Annotated in this window: 17 protein-coding genes; 7 read left to right on the forward strand and 10 right to left on the reverse strand. The window is 61.7% G+C overall.

Annotated elements, in window-relative coordinates; all coding sequences use genetic code 11:
* Positions 1–49 precede the first annotated feature (49 nt).
* Genes HKK57_RS00565 through HKK57_RS00575 form a run of 3 tightly spaced genes read left to right on the forward strand, consistent with a single transcriptional unit; the run spans position 50 to position 3,506 of the window.
* Complete coding sequence (locus HKK57_RS00565) at positions 50–976, forward strand: ABC transporter ATP-binding protein (protein ID WP_169389617.1); 927 nt, start codon at positions 50–52, stop codon at positions 974–976.
* On the forward strand, positions 973–1,698 hold the full coding sequence (locus HKK57_RS00570) for an ABC transporter permease (RefSeq protein ID WP_029297960.1): 726 nt from the start codon (positions 973–975) through the stop codon (positions 1,696–1,698). Before HKK57_RS00565 ends, HKK57_RS00570 begins: the two co-directional genes overlap by 4 nt.
* A gap of 14 nt (positions 1,699–1,712) precedes the next feature.
* On the forward strand, positions 1,713–3,506 hold the full coding sequence (locus tag HKK57_RS00575) for a Gldg family protein (protein ID WP_169389618.1): 1,794 nt from the start codon (positions 1,713–1,715) through the stop codon (positions 3,504–3,506).
* 9 nt (positions 3,507–3,515) lie between these two features.
* Here the strand turns inward: HKK57_RS00575 and HKK57_RS00580 are convergent, their stop codons facing one another.
* The 3 genes from HKK57_RS00580 to HKK57_RS00590 form a co-directional block, all read right to left on the reverse strand.
* Positions 3,516–3,824 carry a hypothetical protein gene (locus tag HKK57_RS00580; RefSeq protein ID WP_029297956.1) on the reverse strand — a complete coding sequence of 103 codons (309 nt, stop codon included), beginning with the start codon at positions 3,822–3,824 and terminating at the stop codon, positions 3,516–3,518.
* A gap of 246 nt (positions 3,825–4,070) precedes the next feature.
* A complete protein-coding gene (locus HKK57_RS00585; RefSeq protein ID WP_029297954.1) occupies positions 4,071–4,505 on the reverse strand; it encodes a DoxX family protein in 435 nt (144 codons plus the stop codon).
* Positions 4,506–4,608: 103 nt separating this feature from the next.
* Positions 4,609–6,030, reverse strand: a complete 1,422-nt coding sequence (locus HKK57_RS00590) for a transglycosylase SLT domain-containing protein (RefSeq protein WP_169389619.1) — start codon at positions 6,028–6,030, stop codon at positions 4,609–4,611.
* Between the two features lie 235 nt (positions 6,031–6,265).
* Between HKK57_RS00590 and HKK57_RS00595 the strand changes: the two genes are divergently transcribed.
* The 3 genes from HKK57_RS00595 (at position 6,266) to HKK57_RS00605 (ending at position 9,152) form a co-directional block, all read left to right on the forward strand.
* Positions 6,266–7,072, forward strand: coding sequence for a TatD family hydrolase (locus HKK57_RS00595; protein ID WP_169389620.1), 807 nt, complete (start codon positions 6,266–6,268; stop codon positions 7,070–7,072).
* A gap of 96 nt (positions 7,073–7,168) precedes the next feature.
* Complete coding sequence (locus tag HKK57_RS00600) at positions 7,169–8,650, forward strand: methyl-accepting chemotaxis protein (RefSeq protein WP_169389621.1); 1,482 nt, start codon at positions 7,169–7,171, stop codon at positions 8,648–8,650.
* A 145-nt stretch (positions 8,651–8,795) separates the two neighbouring features.
* On the forward strand, positions 8,796–9,152 hold the full coding sequence (locus HKK57_RS00605; protein ID WP_169389622.1) for an Mpo1-like protein: 357 nt from the start codon (positions 8,796–8,798) through the stop codon (positions 9,150–9,152).
* 7 nt (positions 9,153–9,159) lie between these two features.
* On the opposite strand, the gene HKK57_RS00610 is transcribed toward HKK57_RS00605, so the two are convergent.
* The 3 genes from HKK57_RS00610 to HKK57_RS00620 all read right to left on the reverse strand — a co-directional run bounded on the left by HKK57_RS00610 (position 9,160) and on the right by HKK57_RS00620 (position 11,195).
* Positions 9,160–9,957 (reverse strand): acyl-CoA thioesterase, encoded by a 798-nt coding sequence (locus HKK57_RS00610; RefSeq protein ID WP_029300793.1) that lies wholly within the window; start codon positions 9,955–9,957, stop codon positions 9,160–9,162.
* 102 nt (positions 9,958–10,059) lie between these two features.
* Positions 10,060–10,821 (reverse strand): CHAD domain-containing protein, encoded by a 762-nt coding sequence (locus tag HKK57_RS00615; RefSeq protein ID WP_070995441.1) that lies wholly within the window; start codon positions 10,819–10,821, stop codon positions 10,060–10,062.
* Positions 10,822–10,916: 95 nt separating this feature from the next.
* Complete coding sequence (locus HKK57_RS00620) at positions 10,917–11,195, reverse strand: hypothetical protein (protein WP_029300795.1); 279 nt, start codon at positions 11,193–11,195, stop codon at positions 10,917–10,919.
* 216 nt (positions 11,196–11,411) lie between these two features.
* Here HKK57_RS00620 and HKK57_RS00625 point away from each other — a divergent pair, with 216 nt between their 5' ends.
* Complete coding sequence (locus HKK57_RS00625; protein ID WP_029300796.1) at positions 11,412–12,449, forward strand: patatin-like phospholipase family protein; 1,038 nt, start codon at positions 11,412–11,414, stop codon at positions 12,447–12,449.
* A gap of 123 nt (positions 12,450–12,572) precedes the next feature.
* Here HKK57_RS00625 and HKK57_RS00630 read toward each other — a convergent pair whose 3' ends face one another.
* The 4 genes from HKK57_RS00630 to kdpB form a co-directional block, all read right to left on the reverse strand.
* Positions 12,573–13,268 carry a response regulator gene (locus HKK57_RS00630; protein WP_070995179.1) on the reverse strand — a complete coding sequence of 232 codons (696 nt, stop codon included), beginning with the start codon at positions 13,266–13,268 and terminating at the stop codon, positions 12,573–12,575.
* 49 nt (positions 13,269–13,317) lie between these two features.
* A complete protein-coding gene (locus HKK57_RS00635; RefSeq protein WP_070995180.1) occupies positions 13,318–15,969 on the reverse strand; it encodes a sensor histidine kinase in 2,652 nt (883 codons plus the stop codon).
* A 126-nt stretch (positions 15,970–16,095) separates the two neighbouring features.
* Entirely contained in the window at positions 16,096–16,641 is a 546-nt protein-coding gene (gene kdpC / locus HKK57_RS00640) for a potassium-transporting ATPase subunit KdpC (protein ID WP_169389623.1), read from the reverse strand.
* A gap of 63 nt (positions 16,642–16,704) precedes the next feature.
* A complete protein-coding gene (kdpB, locus tag HKK57_RS00645) occupies positions 16,705–18,768 on the reverse strand; it encodes a potassium-transporting ATPase subunit KdpB (RefSeq protein ID WP_169389624.1) in 2,064 nt (687 codons plus the stop codon).
* Positions 18,769–18,771 lie beyond the last annotated feature (3 nt).

The following is an 18,771-nucleotide window of genomic DNA, read 5'->3' on the forward strand; positions in this document are numbered from 1 at the left end:
GCCCCGTCTACTCAGCATGCCCCGGCAAACAACCAAGTAGAAAAGCCCAATGATCGAAATAACAAATCTAACAAAAAAAACAGGACAGACGATTGCCATCGACAACTTGACGTTCAGCGTTACCTCCCGGGAATGCCTGGGATTGTTTGGACATGAGGGCGCAGGCAAAAGCACATTACTCAAATTGCTCTCAGGCGCAATCAAGGCAACTTCCGGCACCATAAAAATACATGACACAAATATCTCAACCCACCCCATAAGAGCGAAAAAAATAATAGGTTATCAACCTGAAGCGGCACTCGGCCACGGCAACATGACGGTCAAGAACTTCCTCGGTTTCATCGCCGAAGTTCGCGCGCTGCATGGCCTGCAAAAGCGCAAGATGGTGGATCGGGCAATCACCCGCCTAGAGCTCTGGCGAGTACTTGACTCACCTATCGCCACCCTTCCTGCGGGGCACCAACGCAAAGTGGCGCTGGCCCAAGCCATCCTGCATGACCCCAGGTTGCTGTTACTCGATGAGCCCACAGCAGGCCTGGACCCCTTGCAAAAGCAAAAGGTCGGGACGCTCATCCAGTCCCTGGCCGAAGACATGACGGTGATTGTCGCCTCGCGCAATCCCGAAGAATTCTCGTGTATTTGTCAACGTGCGCTGGTTATGGCCGAGGGCAGATTGCTGGCCGATGCCCCTGTCAGCGAGCTACAGCGCAGTTCGCACTATTACCAGGCAATCACCCTGGCCGCCGATGCCCCCCTCGACCTGCTGGCGCTGGCCGTGCTCCCGGGAGTGGCCGGCATAGAGGAAGACCGGCATAGCGCCGGCAGCGTGACCGTGCTCGCGATGCCGGGGCAAATCATCTATCCACACGTCAATGCCCTGGTCGCCAACCGTCGCTGGAAGATCAATACCTTGAGCCTTGAGCCGGGGCGCCTGAGCGATGTCATCCACCACTTGAGCCAGGAGGCACTCAATTGAAACGTCTACCCGTGATATTCAAGCGGCAACTAAGCAGTTACTTGTCGAGCCCGACCACTTACTTAAGCATCGCGACTTTCTTGATTGCCAACACTGTGCTCGGCTTGTTTGTAGGAAACTTCCTGGAAAAAACTCCGGAAAACTTACACGCTTTTTTTCAGTTCCATCCTTGGCTTTACCTTTTTTTCATTCCTATTATTTCAACACTGCTTTGGGCGAACGAGCACAAAGACGATGCATTTTGCTTTACAAGCACCCTGCCAGTCTCCGCCCTGGAGCTGACACTGGGAAAATTCCTGGCCGCCTGGACACTCTGTGCGCTCACGATTTTATTAAACTTCCCACTGGTCATTACCATAAATTATCTGGGCATCGCGGACAATTCGACCATCTTGGCTCAGTCCATCGGGAGTTGGCTACTGGCAGGTGCTTATCTTTCATTCGCCTGCCTCATCTGTGTACTGGCCTATAACCGCCTGATTATTTTTGTGATCACACTCGCGCTACTATTTGCAGTAAGCACGTTATCACTAGTTCTGGATATGTTGGACCATCAGGCGCCCATCTGGCTGATCGATAGTTTGATTTCACTCAATCCACAGATGCGTTTCAGCTCGATAGATAGCGGCCTTCTGACGCTGCATGACACGTTGTACTTCATAAGCATGATCATTGCGTTCCTCACCGCAACCACCCTTACTTTAAATTTCAGGAAAAGCTGAGAAAGGACCCCCCCATGAGGAACCTCATGAACTTCGGCGTGACGTTGATCGTCATCGTCCTGCTTTTTCTTGCCTTTAACCTGGTTTGGGCACTGAAGCTGCCCAACTACCGCCTGGACCTCTCAGAGAAAAAAATCCATACCCTTTCGCCTTCGACGCAGGCCCTGCTCGCGGGGCTTGAAACCCCCATGGAGGTGTATTTTTTCAACGCCAGCCACGCCCGCAAGAGTGAAGCATTGAAAAGCCATGGCGCGTACATCGCGCTGCTGCTCAAAGCCTATGAAGGCGCATCAAACGGCAACATCACGCTGCACCTGATAGACCCTGAGCCCTTTTCAGAGGAGGAGTACCAGGCCGAGTCATTGGGCCTGGATAGAACGCAGGGGCTGTTCGGGCTCATCGGCACCCGCGCCAACCATGAACCTCAGAAAATCGAACGCTTCGACCCGGCCCAGGCGAACTTCCTGGAGTATGAGATCAGCCACTTGGTCCACAACGTCGCACGCCAGGAACAGCCAGTAATCGGCCTGATCAGCGGCTTAACCGTGGACGGCAGCCGGGATGAACGCAATCAGCAAATCACACCGCCTTGGCAGTTGCTCAAGGAAATCCGCGCTCAGTTCAATCTGGTGAGCCTGGGCAACGACATTTCGCGTATCCCCGGGCACATCAAGACCTTGATGGTGGTGCAGCCCGCTCGACTACCGGAACAAGCGCTTTTTGCCATTGATCAATTTGTCCTGGCTGGGGGCAAGCTGCTGATGTTTATTGACCCCCTGAATGAACCGGGCTCAACCACCGAGAACCCTGGCCAGCAAAACCTGCTCGCCGCATGGGGCGTGCAGGTGCCAGCGAACCAGGTATTGGCAGACAGCCTCTACGCAACGCCGGTAGTGGTGGCGAACGGCCAAGCACCCGTACGCCATCCTGGGGCGCTCACCCTGACCCAAGAATCAATGGCGCAGAGCGATATCAGCAGTTGGGGCGTTGACAGGGTGACACTATTGAATTCCGGTACGCTCATGCCCCTGAAAAAAAGCCGCACCACCTTTACTCCCCTGCTCTGGAGCTCCGAGCGAGCCTATACGTTCGATGGCGCACGCTTCGCCCAACAGGATGGGTTCGACGCCATGCTCAGCGAAGCCGCCATGCGCGGCCGGTCGAGTGTGATCGCCGCGCGGATACAGGGACCCGCCTACTCCGCCTTTCCTGACGGCATCAACGGCCAGAAAGCGACGTTGCAAAAAGCCGCCAATATCCATGTGGTGCTAGTTGCCGACACTGACTTGCTCAGTGACCGCGTCTGGCTGGCCGCACGCACTGCCAATGGACACCAAGCGCAGCGTCCGGGCAACGCCAGGTTTGTCTTCAACACCCTGGATAACCTGGCGGCACCTGACACACTAAGCGCTATCAGCCCCCGCGCAAGCGACGGGCCACAGCCAGGGTTGCTGGACAGAATGCGCAACGAGGCCGCGCAGTCCTACCGGAAAAAAGCCAACCTTCTGGAGCAACGTCTGGACCAGGCAGAAAAGGAGTGGCAGACGCTCAACGCGCCTTTATCGAGGCTGGGAAGCCAGGCCCTTTCCTCCAATACGCTGTTGCAGGCGCTGAACAAAGAACGCCTGCGCTTGCGCCTGGAACTTCACACCCTGAAGAAGGAAGCCTACAAGGACGTCCGGCAGTTGGAGCGCACGGTAGCCCTGCTCACTATCGTCACTGTTCCGTTGATGGTGAGCCTGCTGGGGCTGGGGATTCTCATCTCGCACCGGCGCCGCCAACATCCACCCGCCGCAGCGTTCTATTGAGCGTCGCGGTCAGCGGCGGGTAATCAAACCCTGACGCGCTACGCGGGTCAGGTGTCGGATGAACTCACCGGCATCGTCGGCGTTGGGCGCCTGGATCACCGCCAGGTCAAAGCTGTTCGTGGCAAAGCGCGCCAGGGACTCGCCGTCTTCGACAAACTGGATCAAGAAAGCCGAAGGGCGGCCAGTACGGCGGGGCCAGCCATCCAGATAACGCAATAACGTCGGTTGGTGCTTGCCGCCAAGCAGGATTTTAGGGTTGCGCTGAGTGAGGCCCGCAGTGATCGGGGCCAGGCGTACAAGAGGTCGTAGTGCATTCATCGTGTCGTGTCTCTGCCTCAAAAGTCTGCGGGCAGGTGAGAGGCAACACCGAACCAGCGCTTTAGCGGTATTTCGAAACCTGGAGCAGGCTTCTGTCGGGGCTGCAGTGAGTCCCTGTGGCGCCCCGCAATTAGCTGTTTAAATCGGCGCATGCAGCATCCTAGAGAAGCCGGTGGGGCGGTGTCAAGAATCCCCTACAACGAAAAAGGCCCGCACGGGCGGGCCTTTAACACGTGTGCTGCAAGATCAATTGGCGATGGCGCGATCGACAGACAGTTTGCCAGCACCTTCGAACAGGACCGCCACCGTGCCGCCCAGCAGCGCCAGGGCGAACTCATAGCCGTTGTTGGCCATGAACAAACCGTTGCTGATATGCACCGAGAATATCGCCACCAGCGAGACAATCGTCAGACCCAGCGCCGCTGGGCGTGCGAGCAAGCCAATGATCAGCGCCAGGCCGGCAAAGAACTCAGTGCCGCCCGACAACAGCGCCATCAGCGTACCTGGGGCCAGGCCGATGCTCTCCATCCACTGCGCCGTGCCCGCCAGGCCACCACCGCCGAACCAGCCAAAGAGTTTTTGCGAACCGTGGGCGGCAAAGATGATGCCGACGAAAATCCGCAGGACAGTCAAGCCGAAGCCTGCACGGGTGGACAGAACGTTTCTGATCATTGGGCTCATGTAGATAATCCTTTTCGATGATGGGGTTGGTTGACCGCTATATTAATCAGTTTATAGAATGATAAAAGCCGAAAATAGCGCTAATCAATATCGATTAATTAGATTATTTGCGTGAGACGATCTTGGTCGCCACCGGCTCCAGAGAGTCCCGTTCCCGATCAAACGCCAAGTAGTACTTGTTCACGCTATTAACATAGCTGACGCCACCCATTCCAACCTGCTCCATGGCGATACGCTCCACCTGGAAGAACCACTGATTGGGGTTCAACCCCCGACGCCTGGCCTCGGCGCGCATGCCCTGCACCCGTTCCGGGCCCATGTTGTAGGCGGCCAGGACGAACGCCATACGTTCGCGCTCGTTGAGCTTGGGGCTGGCGAAGAACTTGCGGCGAATCAGCGCCAGGTAGCGCGCCCCTGCCTGCACATTGCTGTCCAGGGTCTGGATATTGTTGACCCCCACACGCTGGGCGGCCGACGGGGTGATCTGCATCAGGCCTGTGGGCCCGCTGCCACTTTTCGCGGCGGGATTGAGGGACGATTCCTTGAAGGCCAGGGCCGCCAGGTTCAGCCAGTCCATGCCCTGTTCCCGGGCATGTTTTTGCAAGACCGGGCGCAGCTTTTCGAGGCGCTGGCGATCGGCCCGCGCCAAGGGGTAACGCACTTGGTAGAGGCGCCGATAGATGCGCTGGAACGCTACATCCTGGTCTGACGGGGTCTTGTAGGTTTTCAGGAAGCGGTCGATGCTCGCCCGCAGCATCGACGCATCCTGGCGCACGAACCAGTACTCCTCACCCGGCTCACTGATCGCCACTTGCTTGTCGAAACGCAACTTGGGCAGGATCTTCGACCAGCGCTCGGCAATCGGTCGCTCGACAATGGTCAGGTGGAAGATCCCGGCCTGGACCATCTCCAGCACATCTTCCACCGCCAGGCTGGGGTCCACCCATTCCACCTTGACCGGCGGCAGCTTGCGCAGCGCCAGCTTCTGGTTGATCTGGTTGACCGCCTCCCCTGCTGCGCTGCCCGTGGTCAGGGCCAGGGTGCGCCCGGACAGTTGCTCCAACCGGGTATACCGCCGCTGGCCCTTGAGACCCACCAGCCACAGCGGCACGTCACTGGCAATCGGGTCACTGCTGCTGATCTTGTGGGCAGCCGTCGCATCCAGCAGCTCACCGGGCGCCACCAGGTCACCTTCGCCACGGGCCAGCGCGCCCAGCAACTGATCCTTGGCCTTGGGAATGATCTTGAGGTTGATTTCCTGGCCATCGCGGGCCCGGCCATTGAGGTAGTGTTCGAAGGCCCGCAGGCGATGGTACTCGACACCAATTGACTGGCCCTGGACTTCACCGGAGCTGTTGCGACTCTGGTTGACCAGCACGCGCAACGTGCGACTGCTGCGGATTTCGGCCAGGTCGCGGACCTTGCCCGGCTTGGTCACTTCCAGCGGCCCGTCCAGACGCGCAACCGCCGCGTTGGGCAGCAGTAGCGTCAGGCATACCATGAGCAATGCCGAGGGTCGGATCATCCGCTCTCCGGAAAGAACAAGGCCCCATGCACCGCGAAAAACGCCACATTGGGGGACAGAAACAGAGCGCCAGTGGCGCAGACTTTGGGCGCAAGGGTGTCACAGCAGCAGGCCTTCGGCCAACCACGGTGTGACTTGCGACGTTCAAAGACAGCGATAACTCGTTGTAGTTCTTGGCTTTTCTTATAAAACCACAGCTCTGATAGACTTTCCGGCCGCAGGCGGAGATAGCACCATGCAACTCATTGATATTGGCGTCAACCTGACCAACCCCAGTTTCGACGACAAACACCAGGCCGTGCTCGACCGCGCCTACGCCGCCGGCGTGGGCCAACTGGTGGTCACCGGCACCAGCGTGCACGGCAGCGAACAAGCCCTGGAACTGTGCCAGCGCTTGGATCCAAGCGCCCGACGCTTGTTCAGCACCGCGGGCATTCACCCCCATAGCGCCAGCGACTGGAACGCCGACAGCGAGCGGCAACTGCGTGACCTGCTCAGCCAGGACCGGGTGCGTGCCGTGGGTGAATGCGGGCTGGACTTCAACCGTGACTTCTCACCCCGCCCCCAGCAGGAAAAAGTCCTCGAAGCCCACCTGGCATTGGCCGTCGAATTGCGCTTGCCGGTGTTTCTCCATGAACGGGACGCCAACCAGCGCCTGCTGGAGATCCTGCGCGACTACCGCGATCAACTGCCCGCCGCCGTGGTGCACTGCTTCACCGGCGAACAACGCGCACTGTTCAGCTACCTCGACCTGGACCTGCATATCGGTATCACCGGCTGGATATGTGACGAACGCCGTGGCACGCACCTGCACCCGCTTGTCAGGGAAATCCCCCGGGGCCGCCTGATGCTGGAAAGCGACGCGCCCTACCTGCTACCGCGCACCCTGCGGCCCAAACCGAAGAACGGGCGCAATGAGCCAGCCTACTTGCCGGAGGTGTTGCGCGAAGTGGCCCTGCACCGCGAAGAAAGCCTGGAAGACCTGGCCCAACACAGCACCGCCTGCTCCCGTACGTTTTTCGGCCTGCCTGCGTTGGATTGACGCGGCGCATTGACCCACATCAACACCCTTTTTCCGAATAGCGGCACAATAATGGCACCTTGCCAAAACTGTTTCCGCTATCAGAGAAAACCTTCCATGGGTGCCTGGCTTAGCAATATCTCGCTGAAGTACAAATTCTGGGCCGTGAATGCGGTCGCTTTCATCACCACGCTGCTGCTGGTGCTGTACGCCGTGCACCTTGAGCAACAGGCCCGCAGCCATGCCTCCCAAGCCTCGGCACAAGCCCAGGGGCGCTTGCTCGGCGCATGGCCGGCGGGGCAGCTGCTGCCCAAGGACGAGCACTGGCTGGTGTTCCAGCGGGGCCTGGCTCCCGAACTGGCAGAGCAGGACCTGTCCGCCCTCAGCGAGGCCAATGGCTGGGTCGAGTTCAACTCTATGCCGCTGTTCGGCGAAAACCCGTTGCTGGGCGCCGAGGTCATCTCCCGCGCCGACGGCCAGCAAATCGCCGTACTGGCGTATGCACCGAGCCTGAGCCAGGTGTTTACCGAACGCTTCACCAACTACGCGGTGGCGGTGCTGATCCTGATGCTGGCGATGCTCTGTGCCTCGCAACTGCTGATCCGCTTTTTGCTCGCCCAACTCAACACCTTGAAAGACGTGATGCTGCACGTAGAAAAAACCGGCGACCTCTCGGCCCGCGTTCCCCTGGCCTGCAAGGACGAAGTCGGGCAGATGGCCAGCGCGTTCAACGCCATGCAGGCCGGCTACCAGCGGGTGGTCAGTACTGTGGCGCGCACCGCCAAACTGCTGGACGACGGCGCCGCGCGCCTGGCCAGCAGCATGAATGAAGTCCAGCACGGCATGCTCGGCCAGCAAAGCGAGACGGACCAGGCAGCCACCGCGATCAATGAAATGACCGCCACCGTGTATCACATTGCCCAGCACGCCGGCGCCACACGGGACCTGTCACAGACCGCCGACACCCTGGCCGGCAGCGGCCAGGAAGTGGTGACCCGGGTCCAGCGTTCGATTGCCGGGTTGTCCACCGGCGTGCAGCAAACCGCCGAGATGATCCAGAAGCTGGCCGAGGACAGTCAGAAGATCAACGGCGTGGTCGGGGTGATCCATAGCATCGCCGAACAGACCAACCTGCTGGCCCTCAACGCTGCCATCGAAGCCGCCCGCGCCGGGGAGATGGGCCGCGGCTTTGCCGTGGTGGCCGATGAGGTGCGCAACCTGGCCAAGCGCGTGCAAAGCTCCACCGATGAGATCACGCGCATGGTCTCGGCCCTGCAGGCCGGCACCCGGGATGCGGTGGATTTTATGCAGGAAAGCTCGTTCAAGGCCGATGACTGCGTGCAGCAGGCCCAGGAAGCCGGCGCCTCACTCGCGGAAATCACCAGTGCCGTGGCGCAGATGCGCGAGAGCAACACGCAGATTGCGGTCGCCGCCGAACAGCAAAGCCATGTGGCCGAAGAGATGAACCGCGCGGTGGTGAGCATCCGTGATGTCACAGAAAACACCGTGCAACAGACCGTGGACTCCGCGACCACCAGCAACGAACTGGCGACCCTGGCTGGCGAGTTGAGCAAGGCGATCGGTCAACTGAAGTTGTGAGGTTTGCCTGCCGTTCAGCCAACGCTTGCCGTTGGCTGAACCCGTCAATTGGCTATAACCCCCATAGCCAACCCCAATTCGCCGCCCCTGCCCGCCCCACCTAGACTCTGTTCATCGAGTATCAATGGACAGAGGATTTATCATCATGGGCAAACGTCACCCCAATCTCCCGGCCTGGCAATGGCGCGCCTACCCGCAGAACCATCAGCACCCGACCAACCTGGTGTTGCACCTGATTGCAGTACCGCTGTTCATCGTCGGGTTTCTGCTGATTGTGTCCGGGGTGTTCAGCCTGAGCTTGGCCAGCTTTGCCATCGGCGTGGTCGGCGTGTTGGCCGGCCTGGCCCTGCAACGTCATGGGCACAGCCTGGAAGCTCAGGCCAGCGAGCCGTTCAGTGATCGTAAGGATGCAGTGCAGCGCCTGGTGGTCGAGCAGTTCGTGACCTTTGCGCGCTTTGTCCTCAGTGGCGGCTGGTGGCAAGCCTGGCGTCACCGCCACTGACGCGGGCTCAGGCGAAGACCACCACGGTCTGGCGGCTGATGGCGATCAACTGGCCGTCAGGCCCCCACAACATCGCAGCGGCATGACCATAGCCGTCGCGGGCATGCTCGATCTCGACGTGGTACTGGCACCAATCCAGGGTCGTCAATTGCGCCAGAGGCTGGATGAATTCGATGGTCCAGGTCAGGGTGCTGCCCGCTGCAGGCCGCTTCAGGTGCGGTAGCAGGGCCGGCGGCCAGGCATCCACCAGCGCGAGGATATGCGCTTCGGTCAAAGGCTCCTCCTTCACATCCCCGCGCAAACGCACCCAGCCGCCCATCTCCCGGGATTTGTTGCCCGTGAACGGCAAACCGCCGACGCTCCAGCGCATTGCCAGGTAGCGCATGAACTCAGGCGTCACGCCTTTGATATAGGGCAGTTCCTGGCATTCGTCCCAATGCTTGAAGGTTGGCGCGGGCAATGCTGGCACGTCGATCTCCGAAGGCCGTGATGCGCCGAAACTGGCCTGTGCCAGGGTCATTACTTCCCCACCCTGCACCACCCGCCCCAGCAACTGGCTGACCGCCTTGCCTTCGCGCAGCACTTCCACTTGATAGCTGGCAGAGACGTCTGGCGCCACCGGCCCAACAAACGTCACGGCCAACGAACGCAACGGCCGGTCTGCCGGCACCTGGGCGCGCAAGGCTTCGTATTGCAAGGCGGCGACCAGGCCGCCAAACGTGGCACGGCCCTGGGCCCATTGCGCCGGGATAGACACGTCCAGCGGGTTATTACGGGCGGCGTCGAGCAAATCACTAAAGCGCATGGCGACCTCACATCAAGAAAATCGATTGTGCGATCTTAACCAGCGTGCCAGCCAGGTACAGCGCTTATTCCGGCCAAATACCCAGACAGATAAGCCGCAGGCTCAGAAACACTCCGCCGCCAGCTTATCCAGTACCCGATCCGCCTTGCCTTCGGCCTGGGCCATGGTGCGATGCCAGACCGCAACACAAGGTTGCAGATCCGCCTGGTGTTCGGCCTGCGCCAGCCATTGCCAGCAGTCATGCCAATCCCCCAGTGCGCCTTGGGCGGATTTGAGACGGGACATGGCCTTGGCCGGCAATTGCCCCAATTGCGGATAAGCCTCGGCCGCGTAACGTACGCGCTTGATCAACAAGCGCAGGCGATGGCGGTCGTGACCGGGATCGTGCAGGGCCGCATCGAGGGTCTGCCATTGCTTGGCCAGCCGCTTTTCGATGCGCGCCCGCAGCCCCTTGAGTAGTTTTTGATGATCTGACGCGCGGATAAAGCGGGGAAAGGCATCCAGGATCAGCAGCAGTTGTGCGACTTCCGGGCTTTGCGCCACCTGCCGATAGGTTTGTGGCTGCTGGCGCAGACGCCGCGCCGCAGCGTCGTGATAACCGTGCTGCTGCAAGTACGCCGCCAGCACCTCACGGTCGCGCAACGGCGTGGTCAATTGGCCGACTGCGCTGGCGGCCGCTTCCAGTTGTTCGACGCCGGGCAGCCCGCGCAAGGGGCGCAGCAGGCTGCGCAGGCGCCGCACCGTGGTGCGCAGGTCATGCAGCGCTTCGTCATCGGTAACCGCCGCCAGGCGCGCCTGGCAACTCAACAATCCGACTTCCAGGCCAATGACCTGGGTGACCAACTGATCCACCAACGCCGACATGCTGCTTCCCCTGATAAACAACGTCCATGTACCTGCGCAAAACAGGCGTCTGGAACTACCTTAACCACTACCCCAGCATGTTGCGCTGACTCGGATCAACGCCCGGCGCGCGACTCACGGATATAGAAACGGGCTTTTTCCGCCTTGCTGGCGCACCCTTCGAACGCTTCGAATTGTTGCTGGGTCTTGGCGCCAGTCAGCAACGACAGGGCCTTGGAATAGCTGACCGTGCCGGCGAAACCTTCAGCCTTGGCCAAATCCAGTTCGTGCCACGCCGCGTCCAATTGGCTGCCGCAGCTATCGCGATAGGCCGTTTTGCCGGCACAACCGGCCAGGGCCAACACAATCACAGGCAAACACATCCAGGCTTTCATCAATGACACCTCAAGAAAAGAAAACAGTCGTGGGATGTAGACGTTGCCTACATCGAAAAGTGCCTTATCACACAGCCTGAAATGCCTAGCGCCGATAGCCAAAGCATACCCGAGCAACTAGCTCGGCTTATGAAAATAATCACTCTTGTCAGCTAGGATTGAAGCAGCCCCCTGGTTGGGTGCATTGTGGACAGCTGTTTTGCGAAGGATCCGATCATGAAAAAACGCGTTGCATTGGTCCTGGGCTCCGGTGGAGCGCGGGGTTATGCCCACATCGGGGTGATCGAAGAGATCGAAAAGCGCGGCTATGAAATCGCCTGTATCGCCGGCTGCTCCATGGGCGCGGTGGTCGGCGGGATCTATGCCGCAGGCAAGCTTAAGGACTACCGCAACTGGATCGAAAGCCTGGACTATCTGGACGTGCTGCGCCTAGTGGATGTGAGTTTTCGCCTGGGCGCGATACGCGGCGAAAAAGTCTTCGGGCAGATCCGCAAGATCGTCGGCGAGATCAATATCGAAGACCTGCGCATTCCCTACACCGCCGTCGCCACTGACCTGACCAACCAACAGGAAATCTGGTTCCAGGAAGGCTGCCTGCACCAGGCCATGCGCGCCTCGGCGGCGATTCCCAGCCTGTTTACCCCGGTGATGCAAGGCAACCGCATGCTGGTGGACGGCGGCCTGCTCAATCCGCTGCCAATCGTGCCGGTGGTGTCGAGCCATTGCGACCTGATCATTGCGGTCAACCTCAACGCCACCAACCAGAAGCACTACACCCTGCCGGTAATCCAGCGCCCGCCGGCGTTCAAGAGCCGCTTCGACAACCTGGTGCGCTCGTTGGGTTCGCACCTGCCGTTTCGGCGCAAACAGGCCGAGCAACTGCTGTTGCTGGAACAGGAAGCGCTGCAGGCGCAAGCCGCTGATATCAACCCCTGGCTCGAGGGCGCCGAGCCCGAAGCCCAGCAACCGGCCGCCGCCCCTGAGTCCGCTGGTGCACCGAAATCCGCTACCGGTTCGTTCATCATCGACAACGTGGGGCCGGCATCGCTGCTGGATCTGATCAACCAGAGTTTCGAGGTGATGCAGACATCGTTGGCCCAGTACAAGATCGCGGGCTACCCGCCGGATGTGCTGATCAACGTGCCCAAGCGCGTGTGCCGGTTCTTCGAGTTCTACAAGGCGCCAGAACTGATCGCCCTGGGGCGTGAGATTGCCAGTGATACGTTGGATCGGTATGAGAGTGAGCAGAGTTGAGAGCTTCGCTGGGGCTTGGGGCCCTATCGCGGGCAAGCCCGCTCCCACATTCAGATTTGTGAATGCATTCAAAGGTGGGAGCGGGCTTGCCCGCGATGAGGCCGGTCCAGCCACCACAATCCCTCAGCCCTCAGCCCCCAACAACCGATACCCCACCCCCGCCTCGGTCACGATAAAGCGTGGCTGGGTCGGGTCATCCGCCAGCTTCTGGCGCAAGTGCCCCACCACAATGCGCAGGTAGTGGCTGTCTTCGGTATGGGTCGGGCCCCAGATGTCCTTGAGCAACTGTTGCTGGGTAATCACCCGGCCTGGATAACGCGCCAGTTGCGCCAGCACCGCGTATTCCTTGCGGGTCAGGGCCACGTCGACACCGTCCAGCAACACCCGCCGATAGGCCAGGTCGACCGTCAGCGGGCCAAACTGCAGCGCCGCCTGCTGGGCTTCTCCGACAGGCGCCTGGCGTAACAACGCACGGACCCGGGCCAGGAACTCCTGGATGCCAAACGGCTTGGTCACATAGTCATTGGCGCCACCGTCCAGCGCCTGGACCTTCTGCCCTTCGCTGGCCCGTACCGACAACACCAGCACCGGGGCCGTCGACCATTCGCGCAACTCACGCAGCACCTGCTGGCCGTCCATATCCGGCAGGCCCAGGTCCAGCACCAGCAGGTCCGGCTTGTTCAATGCCGCCTGGGCCAACCCTTCGGCGCCGGTTCCAGCCTCAATTACCTTATAGCCCTGGGACGCCAGGCTGATGCGCAAGAACTTGCGAATCTGCGGCTCGTCATCAATGACCAAAATCGTCGCAGTCTGGCTCATGGTGTTCCGTCACAATCGCTGAAAAAAAATAAGAGTAGCGCACCTGATATCACGCTTCACTTTCCAGGCTCGGCTGGGTCTGCAATGGCAGGAACAAGGTGATGCAAGTGCCCCGCCCGTCGATGCCCTCGGCCACGCTGATATGCCCGCCGTGGGCGCCGACCATGCCCTGGCAGATTGCCAGGCCGAGCCCGGTGCCCTGCCCGCCGCGGTCGCCGCGAGCGGCGGTGTAGAACATATCGAAAATCTTCGCCCGCTCCTCTTCAGGAATCCCCGGGCCTTCATCACTCACCGAGAAAAACAACGCCTGGTCCGCCACACCGGCACGCAGTTGCAAGCGACCATGGGGCGGTGAAAAACGCGCGGCGTTTTCCAGCACATTGACCAGGGCCTGCTCGATCAAGGCGGCATGCACATACAGCAGCGGCAACTCGGGCGGCACGTCAGTACTCACCTGCAACGGCGCCAGCACCGCGCGCAAACGGGCGAGGGAACTGCCGACGATATCGCCGGGCGACACCCAGTCGCGCGCCAGCTTCAAGGCGCCATGGCCCAGACGGGTCATGTCCAGCAGGTTCTGAATATAGCGGTCCAGGCGCTCGGCTTCGTCGCGAGTGCCTTCGAGCAGCTCACGGCGATCTTCCAGGGGAATGGCTTCGCCCAGGGCCAGCAGGCTGTCGATGCTGCCGCGCATGGAGGTCAGCGGCGTGCGCAAATCATGGGACACCGAAGCCAGCAAGGCGCTGCGCAGTTGCTCGGTCTCGCCATGCAAACGGGCGGCCTCCAGATTCTGCGCCAGCTGGGCACGGGCCAGCGCCTGGGCCAATGGCTGGCTCAAGGCCGTGAGCAGGCGCCGACGTTGGCCACTGAGTTCCAGGCCGGCCTTGGGGCTGACGCCGAGCAAACCCAATGGACCATTTTCAGCGGACAACGGCCACCACCACCAACGCCCAAACGGCAAGGTGCCAGTGCCCATGCCTGCCGGTTGGTCGTGCTGCCAGGCCCAGTCCGCGGCGGCACGTTCGGCTTCGGTGAAGGTGATCGGCCCACCGGTCTCGACTTTCCACTCACTGGGCCCGTCGCGATTGACCAGGCACAACTGCAAATCGCTCCAGCCCTGCAGATGATGGGCCGCTGCGCTGATCACCGCTTGGCGGTCGGTGGCGGCGGTGAGTTTGCGCGACAGGTCGAGGAGCTCGCTGGTTTCTTCCTGAGTGTCGCGCAGGGCTTGCAGTTGCCGACGCTGACGCGCAGCCAGGTTGCCGGTAAGCGCCGCCATCAGCAGGAAAAACAACAGCGTCAGCACATCTTCTTCACGCTGGATGGCGAAGGAAAAATTCGGCGGGATAAACAAAAAGTCATAGGTCATGAACGACAGCGCCGCACAGGCCAATGCCGGGCCCAGACTGCTGCGAACCGCCACCAGCAGCACAGCCGCGAGGAACACCAGGGAGATGTTGGGCAGCGGCAGGATACTCGACACCCCCCACGCCAATGCACTGGCCAGCACGGTTGCCAGCAGCGCCAGGGCGTAGTCGAACCACACCAGGCCCCGCACCTCGGGCAAGCGTGGCGGCACCGGCGTTTCATCGCTGTCGAGGACGTTGATCTCCAGGCCCCGGGCATTGCGCAGCAAGCGCGCCGCCAAACCGCCGCCGAACAGTCGACGCCGCCAGCGCGGGCGCGACTGCCCCACCAGCACCAGGCTGGCACGGCGTTCGGCCGCGTGCTGGATCAGGGTCTTGGCCACTTCGCCGGCACGCAGCAACACCACTTCGCCACCCAGGCGCTCAGCCAACTGCTGGGCGTTTTGCAGGCGCAGCCGCGACTGCTCGTCGCGCATCCGGCCGTTGTCCACATGCACCAGGCTCCACGGCAAATGCCGGCGCTGGGCCACACGGCTGGCGTGGCGCACCAGGCGCTCGGCCTCGGCATCGCCATCCACCCCCACCAACAGACGGCCGCGCACGGTCGGCGCGGCCTGGCCCAGTTGCCGGTAGCCCTGGGCCAGGTCGTCATCCACGTGAGCGGCGGCGGTCTGCATCGCCAACTCGCGCAGGGCCATGAGGTTGGTCTGGGTAAAGAATGCATCGATGGCGGCCCGCGCCTGCTCCGGCACGTAGACCTTGCCGTCGCGCAGGCGCTCCAGCAATTCGCGGGATGGCAGGTCGATCAGCAGCAGCTCATCGGCTTCCTGCAACACCCAGTCCGGCAGGGTTTCGCGCACTTGCACGCCGGTGATACCGCGCACCTGGTCGTTGAGGCTTTCCAGGTGCTGGACGTTGACCGTCGTGAACACGTTGATGCCGGCGGAGAGCAGTTCCTGGATGTCCTGCCAGCGCTTTTCGTGGCGGCTGCCGGGGGCGTTGCTGTGGGCCAGTTCGTCTACCAGCACCAGCCGGGGCTTGCTGGCGAGCAAGCCGTCGAGGTCCATCTCTTCGAGCATCACCCCACGGTATTCCGAGCGCAGCAACGGCTGCTGGGGCAAGCCACTGAGCAAGGCCTCGGTCTCGGCGCGACCGTGGGTCTCGACCACCCCGGCCACCACTTTGACGCCCTGGCGCAGTTGGGTGTGGGCCGCCTGGAGCATGGCGTAGGTCTTGCCCACGCCGGGGGCGGCACCGAGGAATACTTTGAGCCGGCCACGGCCGTGCTTGGGTAGGTCGGCTAGGAGGGCGTCGGCGCGGCCGGAGTCACTCATGGGAACAGTCTTCTTTCAGTTAGTGATGTGGGGAACATGCTGCCGCCATCGCGGGCAAGCCCGCTCCTACAGGGGCAATGCATTCCTCTGTAGGAGCGGGCTTGCCCGCGATGGCGGCGCCACGGTTTACAGCTTTTCCAGCGCCATGTTCAGCGCCAGTACATTCACCACCGGCGGCCCCACCAGCGGCTGTTCGATATGCTCGTCCATCAAGCGCTCCAGGGTCGACACCGGCAACTGCCGTGCCGCCGCCACCCGCGCCAGTTGATAGGCAATTGCCTGCGGTGGCAAGTGTGGATCAAGACCACTGCCGGAGGTCGTCAACAGCGCCAGGGGCACGGGGCCCTGGCCTGGCACCTGAATTTTAGCGGCGTCGTCAAACACCCGCGTCGCCAGCGCCGGATTGCTCGGGCCAAGGTTGCTGGCGCTGCTGGAGACGGTGGCAAACGCACCTGCCGAAGGCCGCGAGTGGAACCAGCGTTCGCCGGTAAATTCCTGGGCAATCAGGCTGGAGCCGCGCACCTTGCCTTCGGCATCGCGCACCAGGCTGCCATTGGCCTGGTCAGGAAAGGCCACCTGGGCGACGCCGGTCACCACCAGCGGATAGGCCACGCCAGTGATCAGGGTCATCAATACCAACAGGCTCAAGGCCGGACGGATCGTACTGAACATTTCATCTTCCTCAATTGATTCGTGACCTGTAGGAGCCAGCTTGCCGGCTCCTACAGGGCTGGGTTAGACCAGGTGCAGCGCGGTCAGCAGCATGTCGATCGCCTTGATCCCGGCGAACGGCACCAAAAGCCCGCCCACGCCATAGATCAACAGGTTGCGCCGCAGCAACGCCGCCGCACTCGCTGCCTGCACTCGCACACCGCGCAGGGCCAGGGGGATGAGCACCACGATGATCAGCGCGTTGAACACAATGGCCGACAGAATCGCGCTCTGCGGGCTGCTCAGGTGCATCACGTTGAGCACGCCCAATTGCGGGTAGATCGAGGCGAACAACGCCGGCAGGATCGCGAAGTACTTGGCCACGTCGTTGGCAATCGAAAAGGTGGTCAGCGCGCCCCGGGTCACCAGCAGTTCCTTGCCGATCTGCACCACGTCCAGCAGCTTGGTCGGGTCGCTGTCGAGGTCGACCATGTTCGCCGCCTCGCGGGCCGCCTGGGTCCCGTCATTCATCGCCATGCCCACGTCCGCCTGGGCCAGGGCCGGGGCGTCGTTGGCGCCGTCACCACACATGGCCACCAGGCGCCCGTCGTTTTGCTCGTGGCGGATGCGCGCCAGTTTCTTCTCCGGCGTGGCTTCCGCCAGCACATCATCCACGCCGGCTTCAGCGGCAATCGCGGCGGCGGTCAGCGGGTTGTCGCCGGTTACCATCACCGTGCGGATCCCCAGTTTGCGCAGCTCGGCAAAGCGCTCGCGAATGCCGGGCTTGACCACGTCCTTGAGGTGGATCGCGCCGAGCAGTTTACCGTCGGCACACACCAGCAACGGGGTGCCGCCGCTCTGGGCGATCTTGTCGATTTCCCGGGACAGCGCCGGTAACAGGTCCTGGCGCTGCTGACCGATAAACGCCAGCAGCGAATCGACAGCGCCTTTACGGTAGACGCGGCCTTGATAGTCCACACCGGACAAGCGCGTTTCGGCACTGAACGGCACGCCCGTCAGCTCTTGCACAGAGGGCTCGGTGTACGGGTGCAGGGCACGCAGGTATTCGACGATGGATTTGCCCTCCGCCGTATCGTCTGCCAGCGAGGCCAGCAGCGCGCCTTCGGCCAACTCCTTGCCGTTGACGCCGGGCGCGGCATAGATGCCAGCGCAGCGCCGGTTGCCAAAGGTGATGGTGCCGGTCTTGTCCAGCAACAGCACATGCACGTCCCCCGCCGCTTCCACGGCGCGCCCGGACTTGGCGATCACATTGAGGCGCACCAGGCGATCCATGCCGGCGATGCCGATGGCCGATAGCAGGCCACCGATGGTGGTAGGAATCAGCGTGACCAGCAGCGCCACCAGGAACACCAAGGGCAGGCTGCCATTGGCGAAATGGGCGAACGGCTGCAAGGTCACGACCACCAGCAGGAAGATCAGGGTCAGGCCGATCAGCAGGATATCCAACGCCACTTCGTTGGGGGTTTTCTGGCGCTTGGCGCCTTCGACCAGGGCAATCATGCGGTCCAGGGTCGACTCGCCAGGGTTGGCGGTGATGCGAATCACCAGCCAGTCCGAGACCAACCGGGTATTGCCGGTGACCGCCGAGCGGTCGCCGCCGGATTCACGGATGACCGGCGCGGACTCACCGGTGATCGCCGCTTCGTTGACCGCCGCGATGCCTTCGATGACCTCACCGTCGCCCGGGATCATTTCCCCGGCCGCTACCCGCACCACATCACCTTTGCGCAGGCTGGTGGCGGGCACCACCTTGAAGCTGCCATCGGCCTCCTGGCGCCGCGCACTCAGGCCCTCACTGCCGGCCTTGAGGCTATCGGCACGGGCCTTGCCACGGCCCTCGGCCAGGGCTTCGGCGAAGTTGGCGAACAGCACGGTGAACCACAGCCACAGGGCAATCTGCACCGCGACAAAGGTCGGCACGGTGCTGTCCGGCACCAGGCACAGCACCGTGGTGAGGATCGCGGTCAGCTCAACCACCAGCATCACCGGCGAACGCTTCAACTGGCGCGGGTCCAGCTTGACGAACGCCTGGACCAACGCAGGGCGCCACAGGGCCGAGATCGCAGTCTTGGCCGATTCCTGGGTCTTGACCGGAGCGGCATTGTTTACAGGCATATTCATGTTCATACC

Source organism: Pseudomonas sp. ADAK21 (genome assembly GCF_012935735.1).
GTDB lineage: Bacteria > Pseudomonadota > Gammaproteobacteria > Pseudomonadales > Pseudomonadaceae > Aquipseudomonas > Aquipseudomonas proteolytica.